At 69.2% G+C, this 20,441-nt stretch carries 18 protein-coding genes; 6 read left to right on the top strand and 12 right to left on the bottom strand.

From position 1 onward, the window contains the following. Positions 1 to 107 precede the first annotated feature (107 nt). The 4 genes from ABT115_RS22410 to ABT115_RS22395 all read right to left on the bottom strand — a co-directional run bounded on the left by ABT115_RS22410 (position 108) and on the right by ABT115_RS22395 (position 4,354). Positions 108 to 1,058, bottom strand: coding sequence for a cytochrome c oxidase assembly protein (locus ABT115_RS22410; RefSeq protein ID WP_351792612.1), 951 nt, complete (start codon positions 1,056 to 1,058; stop codon positions 108 to 110). A gap of 111 nt (positions 1,059 to 1,169) precedes the next feature. Continuing rightward, complete coding sequence (locus ABT115_RS22405; RefSeq protein ID WP_351792609.1) at positions 1,170 to 2,195, bottom strand: 6-phosphofructokinase; 1,026 nt, start codon at positions 2,193 to 2,195, stop codon at positions 1,170 to 1,172. 157 nt (positions 2,196 to 2,352) lie between these two features. Continuing rightward, positions 2,353 to 3,081, bottom strand: a complete 729-nt coding sequence (locus tag ABT115_RS22400; RefSeq protein ID WP_351792606.1) for a type 1 glutamine amidotransferase — start codon at positions 3,079 to 3,081, stop codon at positions 2,353 to 2,355. A 34-nt stretch (positions 3,082 to 3,115) separates the two neighbouring features. After that, the gene (locus ABT115_RS22395; RefSeq protein ID WP_093893409.1) at positions 3,116 to 4,354 is read right to left on the bottom strand and encodes a Mur ligase family protein; all 1,239 of its coding nucleotides are present in this window, start codon (positions 4,352 to 4,354) and stop codon (positions 3,116 to 3,118) included. 115 nt (positions 4,355 to 4,469) lie between these two features. On the opposite strand from ABT115_RS22395, the gene def reads away from it, so the two are divergent. Further along, a complete protein-coding gene (def, locus tag ABT115_RS22390) occupies positions 4,470 to 5,015 on the top strand; it encodes a peptide deformylase (RefSeq protein ID WP_351792603.1) in 546 nt (181 codons plus the stop codon). Between the two features lie 12 nt (positions 5,016 to 5,027). Here def and ABT115_RS22385 read toward each other — a convergent pair whose 3' ends face one another. Next, positions 5,028 to 5,678, bottom strand: coding sequence for a TetR/AcrR family transcriptional regulator (locus ABT115_RS22385; protein WP_351792601.1), 651 nt, complete (start codon positions 5,676 to 5,678; stop codon positions 5,028 to 5,030). Positions 5,679 to 5,851: 173 nt separating this feature from the next. Here ABT115_RS22385 and ABT115_RS22380 point away from each other — a divergent pair, with 173 nt between their 5' ends. After that, the gene (locus ABT115_RS22380; protein WP_351792598.1) at positions 5,852 to 7,078 is read left to right on the top strand and encodes an acyl-CoA dehydrogenase family protein; all 1,227 of its coding nucleotides are present in this window, start codon (positions 5,852 to 5,854) and stop codon (positions 7,076 to 7,078) included. 81 nt (positions 7,079 to 7,159) lie between these two features. Here ABT115_RS22380 and ABT115_RS22375 read toward each other — a convergent pair whose 3' ends face one another. After that, entirely contained in the window at positions 7,160 to 7,648 is a 489-nt protein-coding gene (locus ABT115_RS22375) for a glutathione peroxidase (protein WP_351792595.1), read from the bottom strand. A 101-nt stretch (positions 7,649 to 7,749) separates the two neighbouring features. Then, entirely contained in the window at positions 7,750 to 9,132 is a 1,383-nt protein-coding gene (locus ABT115_RS22370; protein WP_351792594.1) for a chloride channel protein, read from the bottom strand. A gap of 362 nt (positions 9,133 to 9,494) precedes the next feature. Between ABT115_RS22370 and ABT115_RS22365 the strand changes: the two genes are divergently transcribed. The 3 genes from ABT115_RS22365 to ABT115_RS22355 are packed head-to-tail and all read left to right on the top strand — an operon-like array spanning position 9,495 to position 10,557. Beyond that, the gene (locus ABT115_RS22365; protein WP_351792591.1) at positions 9,495 to 9,941 is read left to right on the top strand and encodes a DUF6325 family protein; all 447 of its coding nucleotides are present in this window, start codon (positions 9,495 to 9,497) and stop codon (positions 9,939 to 9,941) included. A 58-nt stretch (positions 9,942 to 9,999) separates the two neighbouring features. Next, a complete protein-coding gene (locus ABT115_RS22360; RefSeq protein WP_351792589.1) occupies positions 10,000 to 10,296 on the top strand; it encodes an SHOCT domain-containing protein in 297 nt (98 codons plus the stop codon). A 54-nt stretch (positions 10,297 to 10,350) separates the two neighbouring features. Further along, on the top strand, positions 10,351 to 10,557 hold the full coding sequence (locus ABT115_RS22355; protein ID WP_351792629.1) for a DUF6011 domain-containing protein: 207 nt from the start codon (positions 10,351 to 10,353) through the stop codon (positions 10,555 to 10,557). 12 nt (positions 10,558 to 10,569) lie between these two features. On the opposite strand, the gene ABT115_RS22350 is transcribed toward ABT115_RS22355, so the two are convergent. Beyond that, positions 10,570 to 11,442: an acyl-CoA thioesterase gene (locus tag ABT115_RS22350; protein WP_351792586.1), complete on the bottom strand. Its 873-nt coding sequence runs from the start codon at positions 11,440 to 11,442 to the stop codon at positions 10,570 to 10,572. A gap of 49 nt (positions 11,443 to 11,491) precedes the next feature. Further along, positions 11,492 to 14,005 (bottom strand): DEAD/DEAH box helicase, encoded by a 2,514-nt coding sequence (locus ABT115_RS22345; protein ID WP_351792584.1) that lies wholly within the window; start codon positions 14,003 to 14,005, stop codon positions 11,492 to 11,494. 138 nt (positions 14,006 to 14,143) lie between these two features. On the opposite strand from ABT115_RS22345, the gene ABT115_RS22340 reads away from it, so the two are divergent. Continuing rightward, a complete protein-coding gene (locus ABT115_RS22340) occupies positions 14,144 to 14,935 on the top strand; it encodes a metal-dependent hydrolase (protein ID WP_351792581.1) in 792 nt (263 codons plus the stop codon). Between the two features lie 185 nt (positions 14,936 to 15,120). Here the strand turns inward: ABT115_RS22340 and ABT115_RS22335 are convergent, their stop codons facing one another. From ABT115_RS22335 to ABT115_RS22325, 3 genes are all read right to left on the bottom strand, one after another. Beyond that, complete coding sequence (locus ABT115_RS22335; protein WP_351792578.1) at positions 15,121 to 16,902, bottom strand: ABC transporter ATP-binding protein; 1,782 nt, start codon at positions 16,900 to 16,902, stop codon at positions 15,121 to 15,123. Beyond that, positions 16,899 to 18,791 (bottom strand): ABC transporter transmembrane domain-containing protein, encoded by a 1,893-nt coding sequence (locus ABT115_RS22330; protein ID WP_351792575.1) that lies wholly within the window; start codon positions 18,789 to 18,791, stop codon positions 16,899 to 16,901. Before ABT115_RS22330 ends, ABT115_RS22335 begins: the two co-directional genes overlap by 4 nt. A 194-nt stretch (positions 18,792 to 18,985) precedes the next feature. Beyond that, on the bottom strand, positions 18,986 to 20,440 hold the full coding sequence (locus ABT115_RS22325; protein WP_351792572.1) for a Gfo/Idh/MocA family protein: 1,455 nt from the start codon (positions 20,438 to 20,440) through the stop codon (positions 18,986 to 18,988). Position 20,441 lies beyond the last annotated feature (1 nt).

Below are 20,441 nucleotides of genomic sequence, written 5' to 3'. Positions count from 1 at the left end.
ACCGGGACTCGTCCCGGCACCGCGCAGCGAAGCGGGAACCCACCCGACACCACAGCCTTCAACGGCACGGTAGACGGGAATCGCCGTCCCTCAGGACGGCGAGGATGTCAATGCCCGCGCGCCTGCAACGAGGCGAGATAGGCGTTGTACGCCTGGAGCTCCTGGTCCCCGTCCCGGTCGGCCGCACGGTCGGAGCGCTTCGCCGTCCGCTGCTCGGAGCGGTACCACTGGAAGACCAGCGCGATCAGCACCAGCACCGACGGGATCTCGCTGAAGGCCCAGGCGATACCGCCCGCCCAGTTCTGGTCGCTCAGAGCGTCGATGCCGAGCGAGGCCGGCGGATGCTTGTACGTCTCCACCATCGGCGTCGTGGCCATCATCAGCGCGATACCGAAGAACGCGTGGAACGGCATCCCCGCGAACAGCTCCAGCATCCGCATCACATAGCCGGGCCGGTGCGGACCCGGGTCGACGCCCATGATCGGCCAGAAGAACACCAGACCGACAGCGAGGAAGTGCACCATCATCGCGATGTGCCCTGCCTTCGATCCCATCAGGAAGTCGAAGAGCGGGGTGAAGTACAGCGCGTACAGGCTGGCGATGAACATCGGAATCGTGAAGACCGGATGCGTGATGACCCTCATGTACCGGCTGTGCAGCAGCTTGAGCAGCAGCTCGCGTGGGCCGGTTCGGCCACGGCCCGCGACCGGGAGCGCACGCAACGCCAACGTCACCGGAGCGCCCAGCAGCAGCAGGATCGGCGACAGCATGCTGATCACCATGTGCTGCACCATGTGCACGCTGAACATGACCATGCCGTAGTCGTTCAGTTTGGTGCACATCACCAGGGCGATGGACAGCACACCGACTACGAAGAAGACGATCCGGCCGACCGGCCAGCTGTCCCCGCGTCTGCGCAGCCGCAGCACGGCGTACCCGTACAGGCCGAGGGCGAGAAGGCAGCCGGTGAGAAAGAACGGGTCCGCGGAGAACTGGAGCCCACGTTCCAGCGTGAACGGCGGCAGATCCATGTTCATGCCGTGCCCGCTGTGATCCATCTGTTCACTCCCGCTGGGGACGTCCCCGTATCGTGCCGGTTGTCCCGACCAGAGTAGAACTGCCCCCGGCTGCGGTTGCGGCCGGGGGCAGTTCGTCGGAGAGAGTGTCTCTCAGAGCACGCACTCCGCCTCGGCGTACCGCTCGGCCGGGACCGTCTTCAGGGTCTCCACGGCCTCGCTCAGCGGCACCATCACGATGTCCGTGCCGCGCAGCGCCGTCATCATGCCGAATTCTCCGCGGTGCGCGGCCTCCACCGCGTGCCAGCCGAAACGCGTGGCGAGAACACGGTCGTACGCGGTCGGGGTACCGCCGCGCTGCACATGGCCGAGGATCACCGGGCGGGCCTCCTTGCCGAGGCGCTGCTCCAGCTCGACGGAGAGCTGCGTGGCCACTCCGGCGAACCGCTCGTGCCCGTAGATGTCTTTGGTGCCCTGCTGGAACTCCATGGAGCCCTGGCGCGGCTTTGCGCCCTCGGCAACGACGACGATCGCGAACTTCTTGCCGGCCGAGAAGCGCTTGCCGACCAGCTCGGTCAGCTCGTTGATGTCGAAGGGACGCTCCGGCACGACGATGGCGTGCGCACCGGCCGCCATGCCCGAGTGCAGGGCGATCCAGCCGGTGTGGCGGCCCATGACCTCGACGATCAGCACCCGCTGGTGCGATTCGGCGGTGGTCTTCAGCCGGTCGAGGGCCTCGGTGGCGACACCAACGGCGGTGTCGAAGCCGAAGGTCACATCCGTGGAGGCGATGTCGTTGTCGATCGTCTTCGGTACGCCGACGATCGGCAGACCCGCCTCGGAGAGCAGATTGGCCGCCTTCAGCGTGCCCTCGCCGCCGATCGGGATGATCGCGTCAAGGCCGAGATCGGCGACATGGCCCCGGGCCTGGTCGACGCCGCCCCGCAGATGGGCGGGCTGGACCCGGGAGGAGCCGAGGATCGTACCGCCGCGGGCGAGAATGCCGCCGACCGAGTCGAGGTCGAGCTTGCGGTAGTCGCACTCGAGGAGACCCTTCCACCCGTCGTGGAAGCCGATGACCTCGTCGCCGTGGTCGACCACCGCGCGATGCACGACAGAACGGATGACGGCGTTGAGGCCGGGGCAGTCGCCGCCGGAGGTGAGTACACCAATTCGCATTGCCCGGGAAACCTTTGCAACGTGGGCCGACGACCGGACCACGTCGTCCGGTTGGATCCCCGCCACCCTACCGGCGCAGGGTGGCGGGACCGAACCGGACATCCGCCTGCTGGCGCCGCTCAGCTGAGCGGAACGAGAGCGGATGCTCTGTGCCTCATCAGGCGGGCTGGGTCGCCGAGGCGATGCGCTCGGCGCGCAGCGCCTCGTACCAGCGGTCGTCCGTCGGCGGCAGGGCGTTGACATCGAGCGCCAGCTTCAGCAGCAGATCCGCGATCAGCGGGTTGCGCGCCATCACGGGCCCGTGCATGTACGTACCGAAGACGGTGTCGTTGTACGCACCCTCGGTGCCGTCGCCGGTGCCGTTGCCCCGGCCGAACTGCACCCGGGCGAACGGCCGTGCCGTCGGGCCGAGATGGGTGATGCCCTGGTGGTTCTCGAAACCGGTCAGCGGCGGCAGGCCGAGGCGCGGGTCGATGTCGGCCAGTACGTCACCGACGCACCGGTCCCCCTCCCCACGGGTGGAGACCACGTCGATCAGCCCGAGACCGGGTTCGCGCTCACCGAGGTCGTTGATGAACTCATGGCCGAGGATCTGGTACCCGGCGCAGACCGAGAAGATGATCGCACCGTTGGACGCGGCCCGGCTGAGCCCGCCGTCTCGGCGCAGTCGCTCCGCGGCGAGACGCTGCGGCCGGTCCTCACCGCCGCCGATCAGATAGATGTCGCCGGACGTCGGGACCGGCTGGTCGCTGCGGACGTCGACGCGCTGTACCTCGAGACCGCGCTGCCGGGCCCGGCGCTCCACCACGAGCGCATTGCCCTGGTCGCCGTAGGTGCTGAGGAGGTCGGGGTAGACCCAGACCAGGCGCAGACCGTTGTTGCTCATGCTTCGTCCTCTCCGGAGGTGGCCGGGGCCGGGGTCAGTTGCCGACACGACGGCGCAGGTCCTGGAAGGCGGTGTAGTTGGCGATGACCTCGATACGGCCGGGCGGGGCCTGCTGCACGGCCTCGTCGAGGTTCTCGCAGACCCGGAAGTCGAGACCGGCCACTTCGAGACGGACCGCGAGGTCCAGCTTGCGGTCGCCGAGCACGAAGATCGGGTGACCGGCGAGCTGGGTGTAGTCCACATCCCACAGCCAGGAGGTGTCCGTGCCGTCCGCGCCACGGGCGTTGACGGAGAGGATCACCGGGGTGGGCGGCGGGTCGATCAGGGAAAACGTTTCGAGCCAGCCCGCCGGGTTCTTCGCCAGCAGCAGCCGCAGCTCACGGCCGAGGAAGGACACCACGTCATAGCGGCCCGCGACGGCCTGCACCTGGTACATGCGCTCCAGCGCGACCTGTGGCGGCACGCCGAAGACGGCGGCCACGGCGGCGGAGCTGGTGGCGTTGGCCTTGTTGGCGCGTCCGGGCAGCTGGAGGTGGATCGGCCATGCCGAACCGTGCGGGTCCAGGACGTAGTCGCCGTGCAGCACCCAACTGGGGGCGGGGCGGCGGAATCCGCACTCACCGCAGAACCAGTCGTCGCCGGGGCGTTGCATCACACCGCCGCACGACGGGCAGGACCAGGCGTCGTCCTTCCACGCCTGGCCGGCCGCGACCCATACCACATTGGGGGAGGAGGACGCTGCCCAGACGATCAGCGGGTCGTCGGCGTTCGCGACGATCACGGCCTTCGAACCGGACAGCCCCTCGCGCCACTTCTCCGCGAGCATCCGGGTCTCAGCGGCGCGGTCCAGCTGGTCACGGGAGAGGTTGAGCAGCGCGATCACCTTGGGCGTCGTGTCGCGTGCGACCCCGGCGAGGTACTTCTCGTCGACCTCTATCACGCCGTACTTCGCGTCCGAGCCGCCCGCCAGCGCAGAGGTGATGCCTGCGGGCATGTTCGCTCCGAGCGCGTTCGACACGACCGGGCCCGCGGCCCGCAGTGCCTCGGCGATCAGCCGGGTCGTCGTCGTCTTGCCGTTCGTCGCCGACACGAGGATCACGTCCAGGTGCTGCGCCAGCCGCCCCAGCAGGTCGGGGTCGAGCTTGAGTGCCACCCGGCCGCCGATCACCGATCCGCTGCCGCGCCCCGCAGCGCGCGACACCGCCGCCGCGGCCTTACCCGCCGTCACGGCCAGCTTGGCCCGCGGCGACAGCGGCTCCGTGTTGCCTGCCATCGTCCTAGATCCTCCTTGCATCGGTCCACGCCCAGCCTATCGATGTCCGGCGCGGCGACCGCACGGTGGCACCGCCCGGGAAGGCGGAGGCCACGAAGAACGTACGATTACCGCCATGCGAAACCGCCCGATCCCCGGCAGTTCCGGACTGATTCGTGCCATGAGTCTGCTCGGTGATCCGGTGCTGCACGGTGCCTGCGAACCCGTCACGGACTTCGGTCCGTCGCTCGCCCGCCTCGTCGAGGACATGTACGCCACCATGTACGCGGCCCAGGGGGTCGGACTCGCGGCCAATCAGGTCGGCGTTCCGCTGCGGGTGTTCGTCTACGACTGCCCGGATGACGACGACGTCCGTCACCTCGGGCATCTCGTCAACCCGAAGCTGGTCGAGGCGGACGGCATCACCGTACGCGGGCCGGAGGGCTGTCTTTCGCTGCCCGGCATCGAGGCCGGCACCCCGCGCTTCGACCGTGCCGTCGTCGAGGGCGTAACCGCCGAGGGCGAGCCGGTGCGGGTCACTGGCACCGGCTTCTTCGCACGCTGCCTGCAGCACGAGTGCGACCACCTCGAAGGCACGGTCTACACGGACCGGCTGACCGGGCTGCGCCGGGCGAGGGCACTGCGCGCGGCCCGCCGGGCGCCCTGGGCACCCGGCGGCTGACCGGACGGTCCCTCAGAACCCCGGGCCTGAGGGCTGGTCGCCCGCGGCAGCCAGCCTGCCCCACAGCAGATCCGCCAGGCTGCGCACCAACTGCTCCCGGGAACAGGGGCGTTCCCCCAGCCACCAGTCGCCCGCGGCGTGCATCATGCCGACGATGCCGTGGCCCCATATGCGGGCCATGGCCTCGCTGTCCGGGCCCAGGTCCACTTGCTCGGCGATCACCAGGGCGAGCTCCTCGCCGAGTCGGCGCAGCAGCGGCGCGGAGTGCCGTCCGACATCGAAGCCCTGCTCGGTCGAGGGCGCCGGGTCGTCGGACGGGTGCATCAGGAAGCGGTAGACCTGCGGGCGGGCCTCGATCGCCGCGAGATAGGTGTCGAGCGTCGACTCCACGCGCCGACGGCGATCGGCGGGTGCGTCGAGCGCGGCCCGCAGAGCGATGAGCAGGGCGTCGGTGTGGCGCTTGGCGAGGGCGCGGTAGAGGCCGCTCTTGTCGCCGAAGTGCCGGTAGAGGATGGGTTTGGTGATTCCGGCCTCCGCCGCGATGGCGTTCATCGACGCGCCCGGTCCGTCCCTGAGCACCACGCGGTCGGCGGCCTCGAGCAGCTCGCGGCGGCGGCTCTCGGCCGCTGTCCGCTGGCGCTCGGCCTGTCGTGTGGTCTCCATGTCGCCTCTCCCCACCCCTGGCCATGCAATTGCGTCCTGCCTGCGCAACGTAACACCCTGGCCTGCGGGATGCGGATCGGCACTCGGGCGGTTGACAGGGGCTACTTTTCGGTAACAGACTTCGGTTACCGCAAGTAACGAGCGGTTTTTCGGGGCAGTACGTGGAGGGGAACATGGCCGAGTTCACGCTCGAACTCAACGATGACCAGAAGCAGGTCCGTGACTGGCTTCACGGCTTCGCCGCGGATGTGATCCGTCCGGCGGCTTCGGAGTGGGACGAGCGTGAGGAGACGCCCTGGCCCGTCATCCAGGAAGCGGCCAAGGTCGGCATCTACTCCCTCGACTTCTATGCCCAGCAGTTCTTCGACCCGACAGGCCTCGGCGTCCCGATGGCGATGGAGGAGCTCTTCTGGGGGGACGCGGGCATCGCCCTGTCGATCGTCGGTACGGGCCTGGCGGCCGTGGGCGTCCTAGCCAACGGCACCGAGGAGCAGATCGGCACCTGGATCCCGCAGATGTACGGCGACGCCGACGATGTGAAGGTCGCCGCCTTCTGCTCCTCCGAGCCGGACGCGGGTTCCGACGTCGCCTCGATGCGCACCCGCGCGGTGTACGACCAGGCCAAGGACGAGTGGGTGCTGAACGGCACCAAGACCTGGGCGACCAACGGCGGCATCGCCAACGTCCATGTAGTGGTCGCGGTGGTCGACGCGGAGCTCGGCTCCAAAGGGCACGCCTCGTTCATCGTGCCGCCGAACACCCCCGGCCTCTCCCAGGGCCAGAAGTTCAAGAAGCACGGCATCCGTGCCTCGCACACCGCCGAGGTCGTCCTGGCGGACGTCCGTGTCCCCGGCCACTGCCTGCTCGGCGGCAAGGAGAAGCTCGACCAGCGCCTGGCCCGGGCCCGCGAGCGCGCCGCGTCCGGTGGCGAGCGGGTGAAGAACGCGGCGATGGCCACCTTCGAGGCTTCCCGCCCCGCGGTCGGCGCCATGGCGGTCGGCACCGCCCGTGCCGCGTACGAGGTCGCGCTGGACTACGCGAAGACCCGTACCCAGTTCGGCCGGCCGGTCATCGACAACCAGGGCATCGCCTTCCAGCTCGCCGACATGCGTACGCAGATCGACGCGGCCCGGCTGCTGGTCTGGCGTGCCTCCTGGATGGCGACCACAGGCAAGCCGTTCACCTCGGCCGAGGGTTCCATGTCCAAGCTGTACGCCAGTGAGACGGCGAAGAAGGTCACCGCGCAGGCTGTCCAGATCCTCGGCGGCAACGGCTTCACCCGTGAGTACCCGGTGGAGCGGATGCACCGGGATGCGGCGATCTACACAATCTTCGAGGGCACGAGCGAGATCCAGCGCCTAGTGATCGCCCGCACCCTCTCGGGCATGCCGATCCGTTAGGTGTATTGCCCCGGGAGGGCGTGTCCTCGATCGCCGGACGGGCTGAAACCCGGGCCGTCCGGCGATCGAGGACGGAACCGGTCAGGCGGGCAGCTGGGCCTCGATGGCCGCGATGAGCTCCGGCGCCTCCGGCTCCGTGCGCGGGCGCAGGCGCGCGACCGGCTCGCCCGCAGGCGAGATGAGGAACTTCTCGAAGTTCCACTGGACGTCACCGGCCTCGCCGTCCTCGTCGGCTAGCCCGGTCAGCTCGGCATAGAGCGGGTGGCGCCCTTCACCGTTCACGTCGGTCTTCTCCAGCAACGGGAAGCTGACACCGTACGTCGTCGAGCAGAAGGTCTGGATCTCCTCCGCGCTCCCCGGCTCCTGGCCGGCGAACTGGTTGCACGGCACGCCGAGCACGGTGAAGCCGCGGTCCGCGTACTTGTTCTGGAGCCGTTCCAGGCCCGCGTACTGCGGGGTGAGCCCGCACTTCGACGCGACGTTCACCAACAGGACCGCCCGGCCGCGGTAGTCGGCCAGGGAAATGGGGTCGCCGGTGAGCGTGCGCAGGGGGATGTCGTACAGCGTCATGAGGCTCTCCTTGTGAGGGTGACTTCCGCGGCCATTGTCACGCGCCCGCCAGTTGATCGGCACGAACCCGATCGCCCGGATCCAGCCGAAGGACGGCGTGGTCACGGGCTGCCCGTCGTTCTCGATCCGGTCGAGCCGGCACCCGTCGGAGTGTCGGGTGCCGGAGGTACGGCGGCCGATGACGGAACGAGCCTGAGCGTGACGACATAGGAGATCACGACCGAGACGATCACCAGCGGCATGACGGTGAGGCCCTCGGACCCCAGCAGCAGGGTGGCCAGCAGTACGGAGGTCATCGGCAGCTTCAGCATCGCCACACACATGGCGCCGATGCCCATCGCGAAGCCCGATGTCAGGTTCAGCCCGGGGAGATGGGACAGCGCGATCCCGCCCGCCGCTCCTACGAACATCGCCGGAAATACGGGGCCTCCACGGAAGCTGCTCAGGGACGCGCAGTACGCCAGTGCCTTGCAGAGGGCGAGCACCAGGAGCGTGGCAACCGAGTAGCCCGCGCTCTCGGAGAGCAGCGGGTCGAGCGCGTTCTCCCCGGAGTACAGCACCCCGGACGCGTCCCTTCCCGTGCTCTCCGCGTACACGAACGCCACCAGACCGACGACCAGACCCATGGCCACGGTGGCCACCACCGTCCGCCGCTCGACCCGAGCCTGCAGGAACAGGGCGAGCCGCTGAATGCCCGTACCGGCGAAGGCCGCCGCGAGGCCCAGCACGACTGCCCAGCCGAACTGCGCGATGTCGGTCTCCTCGGCATGGGGCACGTGATGGAGTGCCAGGGAGTACGTCCCCAAGCCGGTCCATGAGCCCAGACCGGTGAAGATGAGCGCCCCGATACCGGCGGCGAGCAGGCCCGGCACCAGGACCATCCCGAGCATCATCCCGGCCAGCCCTGAGGCCTCCATCAGGAGAAAGGCGCCCAGGAGCGGAGATCCCAGCAGCGTGCTGATGGCGGCGAAGCTTCCCGCAGCTGCCACCACGGCACTCGCCTTGGGGCTGATGCCGGGCTTCGCCAGACGTACCGCGCACACGGCCAGACCGCCGCCGAGCGCGATGAGCGGCGCCTCGGGACCGAGTACCGCCCCGGCGCCCAGCGAGGCGAGCGCCGCGAATGCGATGCCGGGCAGTTCCACCGCCGAGGGCGCTCCCGTCTTCATGAGACCGTCGGCGGGTCGGTGGCCACCGTTCCCGGGGAGGTGGCGGACGGTCAGCCCGACCAGCAGCCCGGCCACGGCCAGCAGCGGCACCGGCCACCAGGAGGGCGTACCGGTGAAGCCCAGCGCCCTGGGCAGGTCGTTGTAGGCGAGCGACTGGAGTTCGTGGACGAGAGCCAGGAAGCCGAATGCCGCAGCCGAGATCGGGACTCCGAGAATCGCCGCCACCACGAGCAGCATGGCGTAAGCACGCGTGCGGATCAGTCTGAAGGGGTCCGGCGGCGCCGTGGTGGGCGCTGCGACGGGCTTGGCCGACATGAACGTTGTCTCCTCAGCGTCCGAACCCATCTGGAACACGCCGTCCCGCTAGGAGTTAGCACAATGCGGGCACACGGCCGTGACGCACCCGCTGTGTGCGGGCGGTGATTTCCGTACGGCCATTCGCTCGGACCAGCGCCGTGGGCGGGGCATCGCCCACGGCGTCACAACAGCCGGGAACGTCGGGGGGCGGCGCGCGCCGCTGGGCCTTGGGAGGGACTCGCTGTCCGTCCAATGGCGTAACGGCGGCCCGTCCCCGTCCACGCGAGGCACCGAGATGCGCCGCGGCCCACCCGCTGTTGCAATGGCCAGGGCAGTGGTCTCCGGCGGAACCGGGGCAGTCGAGATGCTGAGGAGCTGGCGTGAGCAGCGAGAGCGACGAGACGGGACCGATCGACTACCTGGTGGTCGAGTTCCCGGCGGGAAGCCGGATGACGGGAGAAGGACTGCCCATGCTGGCCGACCTGGTCGACCGGGGCATCATCCGGATCCTGGACCTGATGTTCATCAGGAAGAACCAGGACGGAACGGCTGAGGGCGTGGAACTTGCCGAGCTGACCAGGAACGGCGGCGATGCCCTGGCCGTGTTCGAAGGGGCGTCCTCCGGCCTGCTCGGCCAGGACGACATCGCCGAAGCGAGCGCGGTCCTCGAACCCGGCAGCGCTGCCGGAATCATCATCTACGAGAACGTGTGGGCGGGACCGTTCGCGGCCGCGCTGCGCCGCTCCGGGGGCCGAGTCGTCGCCAACGGGCGTATCCCGATCCAGGAGGTCCTGGCCTCACTCGACGCAGCCGAGTCCACGGTCTGAGCCGCTTCCGGTCCCGGCGGGCGAAGGTTCCCGCGGAGCCAGTCAAAGGAGATGCACCATGCCAGGCCTTCTTCGTGGCGTCGCCCGTACAGCGGTGATCGCCGGAACCGCCACCTCGGTCTCCAACCGGGTCTCCCGGCGACAGGCGGGCCGCTGGGCGCTGCAGGACGCCGCGCAGGCGCAGCCTCGGCCCGCCCCCACGGCGCCTCCGCCGCCCGCTCCCACGTCTCTCGCGCCGGAGGACGAGATGAGCAACAAGATCGCCCAGCTCAAGGAACTCGGTGACCTCAAGAGCCAAGGAGTGCTGAGCGACAGCGAGTTCGCGGCCCAGAAGGCCAGAATCCTCGCCCCCTGACCGGTCTGAGAGGATCGATTCGTGGAGCCCGCTGACCCCTTCCTCGAATCCGGCATCGAGCCCTTGCCCGAGGACGGCCCGACCGACCGGACCGCCCGCCGACGGGTGGTGCGCTGCCGCATGTGCGGGCGCCCGCTCACCGGTACGGAGTCACGCCGCACCGGCCTCGGCCCCGCCTGCGACGCCAAACTGCACCCGGTGCCCCCGGACATCCGCACCCGCCGCCACGAGGTCGAGCAGGACCCGCTCCCCGGCATCTGAGACCGGGCACGGCTACGGGGCCAGGCGGCGGAACAGTCCCTCCTGCACCACGGACACCAGCAGATTGCCCCCGCGGTCGTAGATCCGGCCGCGCGCCAGCCCCCGCCCGCCGGTTGCGATCGGCGACTCCTGGTCGTAGAGGAACCACTCGTCCGCCCGGAACGGCCGGTGGAACCACATCGCGTGGTCCAGCGACGCCATGTCGAAACCGCGCGGTCCCCACAACGGCTCTACCGGGATACGGACCGCGTCGAGCAGCGTCATGTCACTGGCGTACGTCAGGGCGCAGGTGTGCACCAGCGGGTCGTCGCCCAGCGGGCCGACCGCACGCATCCAGACCGCGCTGCGCGGGTCCGCGCCTTCGACCTCCTCCCGTGTCCAGCGCAGCCGGTCCACGTACCGGATGTCGAAGGGCTGTCTGCGGGCCATGCGCTCCAGCGCCTCCGGGAGCGCCCCGAGGTGCTCGCGCAGCTCATCGGCGACGGTCGGCAGCTCCTCGGGGTCGGGGACCTCGCGGGCGGGCGGCAGTTGGTGCTCGAAGCCCGCCTCCTCGGGCCGGTGGAAGGACGCCGTGAGACTGAAGATCGTCCGGCCCTGCTGGACGGCCGTGACCCGGCGGGTGGTGAACGACCGGCCGTCCCGGATGCGCTCGACGTCGTAGACGATCGGCACACCCGGACGCCCCGGACGCAGGAAGTAGGCGTGCAGCGAATGGACCGGCCGGTCCCCGTCGGTGGTACGGCCGGCCGCCACGAGCGCCTGCCCGGCGACCTGCCCGCCGAAGACCCGCTGGAGGGACTCCTGGGGGCTGCGCCCACGGAAGATATTGACCTCGATCCGCTCCAGGTCGAGCAGATCGACCAGGCGCTCGGCGGGGTTCGTCATATGGTTCGTCTCCACACTCGTAGCGGCGCCGCTTGCACGGCGTTCGCCCTCACAGCTGACCGACGGAGGTGACGCGGACGACCGCCCGGCCCTCCTCGTCGGAGGCGGCCAGATCGATCTCCGCACTGATCCCCCAGTCGTGGTCGCCGTTCGGGTCGGCGAAGGTCTGCCGGACCCGCCACAGGCCGTGCGCGGCATCCTCGTCGATCTGCAGAAGCTTCGGCCCGCGGGCGTCCGGACCGGTGCCCAGATCCTCGTACTCGTCCCAGTAGGCGTCCATCGCATCGCCCCACGCGTCCTCGTCCCAGCCCGCGTCGCCGTCCAGCTCGCCCAGCTCGCCGACCTTGTCCAGCGCGGCCAGCTCGACCCGGCGGAACATCGCGTTGCGCACCAGCACCCGGAAGGCGCGGGCATTGGCCGTGACCGGCTTCACCTCGTCGGCCCGCTCCTGCGCCTCCTCAGCGGTCTCCACCTCCGGATTGGCGAGCTGCTCCCACTCGTCGAGGAGACTGGAGTCCACCTGACGGACCATCTCACCGAGCCAGGCGATCAGGTCCTCGAGGTCCTCGGACTTGAGGTCGTCCGGGATGGTGTGCTCCAGCGCCTTGTACGCGCTCGCGAGGTAGCGCAGCACGATGCCCTCGGTGCGGGCCAGCTCGTAGTTCGACGTGAACTCCGTGAATGTCATGGCGCGTTCGTACATGTCACGGATCACGGACTTCGGCGACACCGGGTGGTCGCCCACCCACGGGTGGCTCCTGCGGTACACGTCGTACGCGTGCCACAGCAGCTCGCTCAGCGGCTTCGGGTACGTGACGTCCTGGAGCAGTTCCATGCGCTCCTCGTACTCGACGCCGTCCGCCTTCATCTGCCCGACCGCTTCGCCGCGCGCCTTGTTCTGCTGGGCGGCGAGGATCTGCCGTGGGTCGTCGAGCGTCGACTCGACGACGGAGACCATGTCCAGCGCGTACGACGGAGAGTCGGGGTCCAGCAGGTCGAACGCGGCCAATGCGAAGGTGGAAAGCGGCTGGTTGAGCGCGAAGTCCTGCTGGAGATCGACGGTGAGCCGGACGATACGGCCCTCCGCGTCCGGCTTGTCGAGCTGCTCCACGACACCGCCGTCCAGCAACGAGCGGTAGATCGCGATGGCCCGACGGATGTGACGCAGCTGCGCCCTGCGCGGCTCGTGGCTGTCTTCCAGCAGTCGCCGCATCGCCTCGAAGGCATTGCCGGGACGCGCGATCACCGACAGCAGCATCGTGTGCGTGACCCGGAAGCGGGAAGTCAGCGGCTCCGGATCGGACTGGATCAGCTTGTCGAAGGTGGTCTCCGACCAGGCGACAAAGCCCTCGGGGGCCTTCTTGCGGACCACCTTGCGCTTCTTCTTCGGATCGTCGCCGGCCTTCTTCACGGCCTTCTCGTTCTCGATGACGTGCTCGGGCGCCTGCGCCACGACGAAGCCCGCCGTGTCGAAACCGGCCCGGCCCGCGCGACCCGCGATCTGGTGGAACTCACGGGCGCGCAGGGTACGGACGCGGGTGCCGTCGTACTTGGTGAGCGCCGTGAACAGCACTGTGCGGATGGGCACGTTGACGCCGACGCCGAGGGTGTCCGTACCGCAGATCACCTTCAGCAGACCGGCCTGGGCGAGCTTCTCCACCAGGCGCCGGTACTTCGGCAGCATGCCCGCGTGATGCACCCCGATGCCGTGGCGCACATAGCGGGAAAGGTTCTGGCCGAACTTGGTTGTGAAGCGGAAGTTGCCGATCAGATCGGCGATCTTCTCCTTCTCCTCCTTGGTGCACATGTTGATGCTCATCAGCGACTGCGCCCGCTCGACGGCCGCGGCCTGCGTGAAGTGCACGATGTAGACCGGCGACTGCCTGGTCTCCAGGAGTTCGGTGAGGGTCTCGGTGATCGGGGTCAGCCGGTACTCGTAGCTGAGCGGCACCGGCCGGGTCGCGGAGCGCACCACGGAAGTGGGGCGACCGGTGCGGCGGGTCAGGTCCTCCTCGAACATCCTGACGTCACCGAGCGTGGCCGACATCAGGACGAACTGGGCCTGCGGCAGCTCCAGGAGCGGGATCTGCCAGGCCCAGCCGCGGTCCGGCTCGGCGTAGAAGTGGAACTCGTCCATCACGACCTGGCCGATGTCGGCGTACTTCCCGTCGCGCAGCGCGATGGAGGCCAGCACCTCGGCCGTGCAGCAGATCACCGGGGCGTCGGCGTTGACAGAGGCGTCGCCGGTGAGCATGCCGACATTCTCCGTACCGAACAACTTGCACAGGTCGAAGAACTTCTCCGAGACCAGCGCCTTGATCGGCGCGGTGTAGAAGGTGACCTTGTCCTGGGCCAGGGCGGTGAAGTGCGCAGCCGCCGCGACCAGGCTCTTTCCGGAGCCGGTCGGGGTGGAAAGGATCACATTCGCGCCCGAGACCACCTCGATCAGCGCCTCCTCCTGAGCGGGATAGAGGGTGATGCCCCGCGTCTCGGTCCATGACGAGAATGCCTCGAAGAGGGCGTCGGGGTCGTCGGTCGGGGGCAGCTGATCGATAAGGGTCACGCCCCCATCTTGCCTGCCTTCCGCCCGGATGAGGGAACCGGACGACGATATGAAGATCGTGGACGGTACGCTGCCCACTCAACTCGGCCGTGCCTCGGCGGCAATGGCAGCAGGACAACTTTGGGGGCGGGAAGAACCATGATGGGACCGGCACACTCGCTGTCAGGGGCAGCGGCCTGGCTGGGGGTGGGCGCGGCGGCGAACGCCGCCGGCCACGCGATGCCGTGGCCCGTTCTCGTCGTCGGTGCGCTGATCAGCGCCGGAGCCGCGCTCGCCCCGGACCTCGACCACAAGTCCGCGACCATTTCGCGCGCATTCGGGCCGGTCTCCCGGGGACTCTGCGAGATCGTCGACAAGCTCTCGCACGCCGTCTACAAGGCGACCCGGGGCTCCGGCGACCCACGCAGGAACGGCGGCCACCGTACCCTGACGCACACCTGGCTGTGGGCGGTCCTGATCGGCGCCGGGGCCTCCGTCGCGGCGATCACCGTCGGCCGGTGGGCGGTCCTGGCGATCCTCTTCGTCCACCTGGTGCTCGCCGTCGAAGGACTGCTCTGGCGGGCCGCACGGATGTCCAGCGACGTCCTGGTGTGGCTGCTCGGTGCGACCAGCGCCTGGATACTGGCCGACGTCCTGGACAAGCCGGGGAACGGCTCGGACTGGCTGTTCAGCGCCCCCGGCCAGGAGTACATGTGGCTCGGGCTGCCGATCGTGCTCGGCGCCCTCGTCCATGACATCGGTGACGCGCTGACTGTCTCCGGCTGCCCGATACTGTGGCCCATCCCGCTGGGCCGCAAGCGCTGGTACCCGATCGGGCCGCCGAAGGGCATGCGCTTCCGGGCCGGCAGCTGGGTGGAGCTGAAGGTGCTGATGCCGGCCTTCATGGTGCTCGGGGGAATGAGCGGGGCGGCGGCGCTGAACTTCATCTGACTGTGCCCTCTGCTCGGGCGGCCACGCGTCGGCACACACGCTTCCCGCGTTACCGAAATGCCCTGGCAGCTCCTTCTCCAAGCTCTCAAGGAGCAGGGGAAGCCCCGTCCGAGGACACCTCGGCGCCTTGGAATCGCACGCACCAGACGCGTCCGCTTTCCGATCGAAGGCCGCCCGACAGCCTCTCAGCCGTGCCAGGACCGCCACAGCGCCGCGTAGGCGCCGTCCGCCGCCACCAGCTCGTCGTGGCTTCCCAGCTCGCTGATCCGGCCGCTCTCGACCACCGCGATCACATCCGCGTCGTGTGCGGTGTGCAGCCGGTGGGCGATCGCCACGACCGTACGACCGTCCAGCACCCGGGCCAGTGAACGCTCCAGATGCCGGGCGGCCCGCGGGTCCAGCAGCGACGTCGCCTCGTCCAGCACCAGCGTGTGCGGATCGGCCAGGACCAGCCGGGCCAGTGCGATCTGCTGGGCCTGAGCCGGTGTCAGTGCCAGACCGCCGGAGCCGACCTCGGAGTCCAGCCCCTCCTCCAGCGCCCTCGCCCAGCCGTCCGCGTCGACCGCCGCGAGTGACGCCCACAGCTCGGCGTCCTCGGCACCGGTACGGGCCAGCAGGAGGTTGTCCCGCAGCGACCCCACGAACACATGGTGCTCCTGGTTGACCAGCGCCACATGCGTCCGTACACGCTCCGCCTTCATCCGCGACAACTCCGCGCCACCGAGTGTGACTTCACCCGTGCGCGGGGCGTAGATCCCCGCCAGCAGCCGGCCAAGCGTGGACTTGCCGGCCCCGGACGGGCCGACCAGCGCGAGGCGCGTACCCGGTGCGACGTCCAACGACACCCGGTGCAGAACGTCCACCCCGGCGCAGTAGCCGAAGCGCACCTCGTCGGCCCGTACGTCCCGGCCGTCCGGGACGATCTCCGCATCGCCCGCGTCCGGCTCGATCTCCCGTACGCCGACCAGCCGAGCCAGCGACACCTGAGCGACCTGCAACTCGTCGTACCAGCGCAGGATCAGGCTGATCGGGTCGACCATCCTCTGCGCCAGCAGCGCACCCGTCGTCAGCTGCCCCACGGTCAGCCAGCCCTCGATGACGAACCAGCCGCCGAACATCAGCACCGCGCCGAGAATCGTTACCCAAGTGACGTTGATGACGGGGAAGAGCACGGAACGCAGGAAGAGCGTGTACCGCTCCCACGCCGTCCACTCCTTGATCCGCCGGTCCGACAGCGCCACCCGGCGCGCACCCAGACGGTGCGCCTCCACGGTCCGTCCGGCATCCACGGTCTCCGCGAGCATCGCCGCGACCGCCGCATACCCGGCGGCCTCCGAACGGTACGCGGACGGCGCCCGCTTGAAGTACCAGCGGCAGCCGAGGATCAGGACGGGCAGGGAGACCAGAACCGAGAGCGCCAGTGGCGGAGCCGTCACGGCGAGCGCAGTCAGGAGCAGCCCCGCCCACACCACCCCGATCGCCAGCTGCGGCACGGCCTCGCGCATCGCATTGGCCAGCCGGTCGATGTCCGTGGTGATCCTGGAGAGCAGATCACCGGTCCCGGCCCGCTCCAGTACGCCCGGCGGCAGCCCGACCGACCGTACGAGGAAGTCCTCGCGCAGATCGGCCAGCATCTCCTCACCGAGCATCGCGCTGCGCAGGCGCATCATGCGGGTGAACACCGTCTGCACGATCAGCGCGAGCGCGAACACACCCGCCGTGCGCTCCAGATGAAGCTCGGTGACACCGTTGGAGAGGTCCTCGACCAGCCTGCCCAGCAGATACGGGCCGACGATCGACGCGATCACCGCGACGGCGTTGAACGAGATGAGTACGGTGAACGGACCGCGGTGGCGTCGCAGCAGCTCCCGTACATAGCTCCGTACGGTGCTGGGGGTGCCGACCGGCAGGGTTGTCGCCGACTCCGGTGCGGCCGGGTCGTAGGCCGGTTCTGCGACGCCGATCATGCCCGTTCCTCGATTTCCTCGATCGTCTTGATCCTCTTGATCGCGTCCTGAGAGGTCAGGACCGCGATCTCGTCATCCGTGTCGCGTGTCACCACCGCTCGGTAGCGGGGATCCGTGCGCAGGAGTTCACGGTGTGCGCCGACCGCGACGACAGTGCCCCGGTGCACCAGCACCACCCGGTCCGCGAGGTCGAGCAGCAGCGGCGACGAGGCGAACGCCACGGTCGTGCGGCCCTGGCGCAGTGCCTTGATTCCGGCAGCGACCCGGGCCTCCGTGTGAGAGTCGACGGCGGAGGTCGGCTCGTCGAGAACCAGCGCCTCCGGGTCGGTCACCAACGAACGGGCCAGAGCGAGCCGCTGGCGCTGGCCGCCCGAGAGCGACCGGCCGCGCTCGGTGATGCGTGTCGTCATCGGGTCACCGTCCGTGGCGACGGACGCCTGCGCCAATGAGTCCAGCACATCGCCGCACTGGGCGGCGGACAGTGCGTCCTCGGTGGTCACCCGGCCGGACGACGGAACGTCCAACAGCTCGCGCAGTGTGCCTGAGAGCAGTACCGGGTCCTTGTCCTGGACCAGTACGGCGGTCCGCGCCGAGTCCAGCGGGAGTTCGTCCAGCGGTACGCCACCGAGCAGGACGGAGGGGGTCTTCTGCGCCGTCGTGGCGTCGTCCGTGGGGTCGGGTGCTCCGCTCTCTGCTGAATCCGCCGCCCCGATTCCGGCCCTGTCCGCGTCCGCGCTTGCATGCGCGTGTCCGCCGAGGCGCTCGGCCAGCCGGCCCGCCTCGTCCGGATCACCGCAGACCACCGCGGTGAACAGGCCGGCCGGGGCCATCAGCCCGGTGACCGGGTCGTACAGATCGCCGGCCGGTGTCGCGTCGACAGTCGACGGCTGGACCGTGCGGCGCAGCGAAAGCACCCGGACCGCGCGCTGGGCGGAGGGCCGCGAGAAGGAGTACGCCATTGCGATCTCCTCGAAGTGGCGCAGCGGGAACAGCAGCAGGGACGCCGCGCTGTACACCGTGACCAGCTGACCGACCTCGATACGGCCGTCACGGACCAGCGTCGCCCCGTACACGACCAGCGAGATGAGCAGCATGCCCGGCAGCAGCACCTGGATCGCCGAGATCAGCGACCACATCCGTGCGCTGCGCACCGCGGCTTTGCGGACCTCCTGCGAGGCGCGCCGGTAGCGGCCGAGGAACAGTTCCTCGCCGCCGATCCCGCGCAGCACCCGCAGCCCGGCGACGGTGTCCGAGGCCAGTTCGGTGGCCTTGCCCGCCTTTTCGCGCTGGAGGTCGGCGCGCCGGGTGGCCCGGGGGAGCAGCGGCAGCACGGCCAGGGCCAGCAGCGGCATGGAGAGTGCCACCAGTACGCCCAGCGACGGCAGATAGAGGATGAGCCCCACGCAGATCAGCACGAGGGCGGCAGCGGCGGCCGCGAAGCGGGAGAGCGCCTCGACGAACCAGCCGATCTTTTCGACGTCGCCGGTGGAGACCGCGACGACCTCACCCGCGGCGACCCGGCGGGTCAGCGCAGCGCCGAGCTCCGCGGTCTTACGGGCCAGCAGTTGCTGAACGCGCGCGGCGGCAGTGATCCAGTTGGTGACGGCGGTCCGGTGGAGCATGGTGTCGCCCAGCGCGATCAGCACACCCAGGACCGCCATCAGGCCGCCTGCCCACGCGAGCCGACTGCCGGAACGGTCGACGACCGCCTGTACGGCGAAGCCGACGGCAGGCGGCAGACCGGCAAGGGAGCACTGATGCAACAGGCCCCAGGACATGGACTTGAGCTGGCCGCGGAGCTGCTTGCGCCCGAGCCAGACCAGGAAGCGTGGGCCCGACCGGACATCGGGATCGCCGGGATCCGAGTACGGAAGATCGCGAATCTGCATGACGTCCCATGGTTCGGTGTGTGCCGGATTGTTCGGTGAATGACTCAAACCGTGCAAGGTTCGCCCCGGGACGTCCGTCGGGGCAATTGATTTTCTCGAGGAAGGGCACCTATCGCGCCATGGTCGCGATGCGGGCAGGGGAGGTGCTGCGGGGCGGCTCAACCGAGCAGACCCCGCAGCCTGTTGTATCGCCGTCAGGCCTTCTCCGGGTTCTCCGAGTCCATGCCGGAACGGGCCTTCTTCCACTCACCGCGGGTGAAGTCGGGAATCTGCAGCGGCGCACCCTTCGCCTTGATGGACAGATGACTGAGCGGAACGGGTGAAGTCCACGTCGCGGCGTCGTACACATCGAAATCGGGGACAAGGCCGAGCCGCATGCACTGGATCAGCCGGAACACCAGCATGTAGTCCATACCACCGTGGCCGCCGGGCGGGTTGGCGTGTTCCTTCCACAGCCAGTGGTCCCACTGGGCGTACTTGGCGAAGTCGCCCCAGCTGTCGTTCGTGTGGTCGGGCTCGATGTAGATACGGGCCGGGTAGTCCTCGAAGACACCCTTCGTACCGCCGAGGCTGTTGATCCGTGAGTACGGATGCGGAGTGGACACGTCGTGCTCCAGCCGGATGACTCGTCCCTTGGCGGTCTGGACGAGACTGATCGTCCGGTCGCTCTCGATATAGGTCTCCTTCCAGCTCGGATCACCGGCCGGCATGTTCTTCTCGCGGTACTCGGCGAGCCCCAGGGACGGGGAACCGACACTGGTGATGCTCACCGCACGGTCGCCGCGGTTGATGTCCATGTAGTTGGCGACCGGACCGAAACCGTGGTTGGGGTAGAGATCGCCGCGCAACCTGGTGTGCCAGAGCCTGCGCCAGGGACCTTCGTAGTACCCCGGGTCGAACATCAGGCCGCGCAGATCGTGGTTGTACGCGCCCGCGCCGTGCAGCAGATCACCGAAGAGGCCGGCATGCGCCATGCGCAGCACCCGCATCTCGTTCCGTCCGTAACAGCAGTTCTCCAGCTGCATGCAGTGGCGTCTGGTGCGCTCGGAGAGATCGACCAACTCCCAGAGCTGGTCGAGCTGGAGAGCGATCGGACACTCCACGCCGACATGTTTGCCGTTCAGCATGGCGGTCTTCGCCATCTCGAAGTGGAAGTCCCAGGGCGTTGCCACGTAGACGAAGTCGATGTCCCCGCGCTTGCAGAGATTCTCGTAGTCGTCCTCGCCCTTGGTGTAGACGGCGGGCGCCGGCTGACCGGCGGCGGTCACCTTCGCCGCCGCCCGTTCGGCCTTGGCCTTGACCGGGTCGCATACGGCGACGACCTGTACGCCGCTGATGGCGAGAAATAGATCGATCATGCCGCCACCGCGATTGCCGAGGCCGACGATGCCGACCCGGACGGTGGAGCGCCGGTCGAACGGCACTCCCACCATGGTGCGCCCCTGGCGCTTCGGAGCGGCCGCCTGTCCCGCGACAGCGGCCTCCGGGCTCCGGATGGGGGCGGCAGCTGCCGCGGTGCCGCTGCTGAGACCGCCGAGTCCGAGCCCGGCACCGGCGACTCCGGCGGTCGTCCACAGGACCGAGCGGCGGCTCATCGAGCCTTCGTCGCCGTCCTGCGTACCGTCGTCCTGCTGTGCTGCGTCGTTCATC

Origin of the sequence: Streptomyces sp. NPDC001832, from assembly GCF_040297265.1 — a bacterium.
Taxonomy (GTDB): Bacteria; Actinomycetota; Actinomycetes; order Streptomycetales; family Streptomycetaceae; genus Streptomyces.
This window is presented reverse-complemented; position numbering and strand designations above follow the sequence as displayed.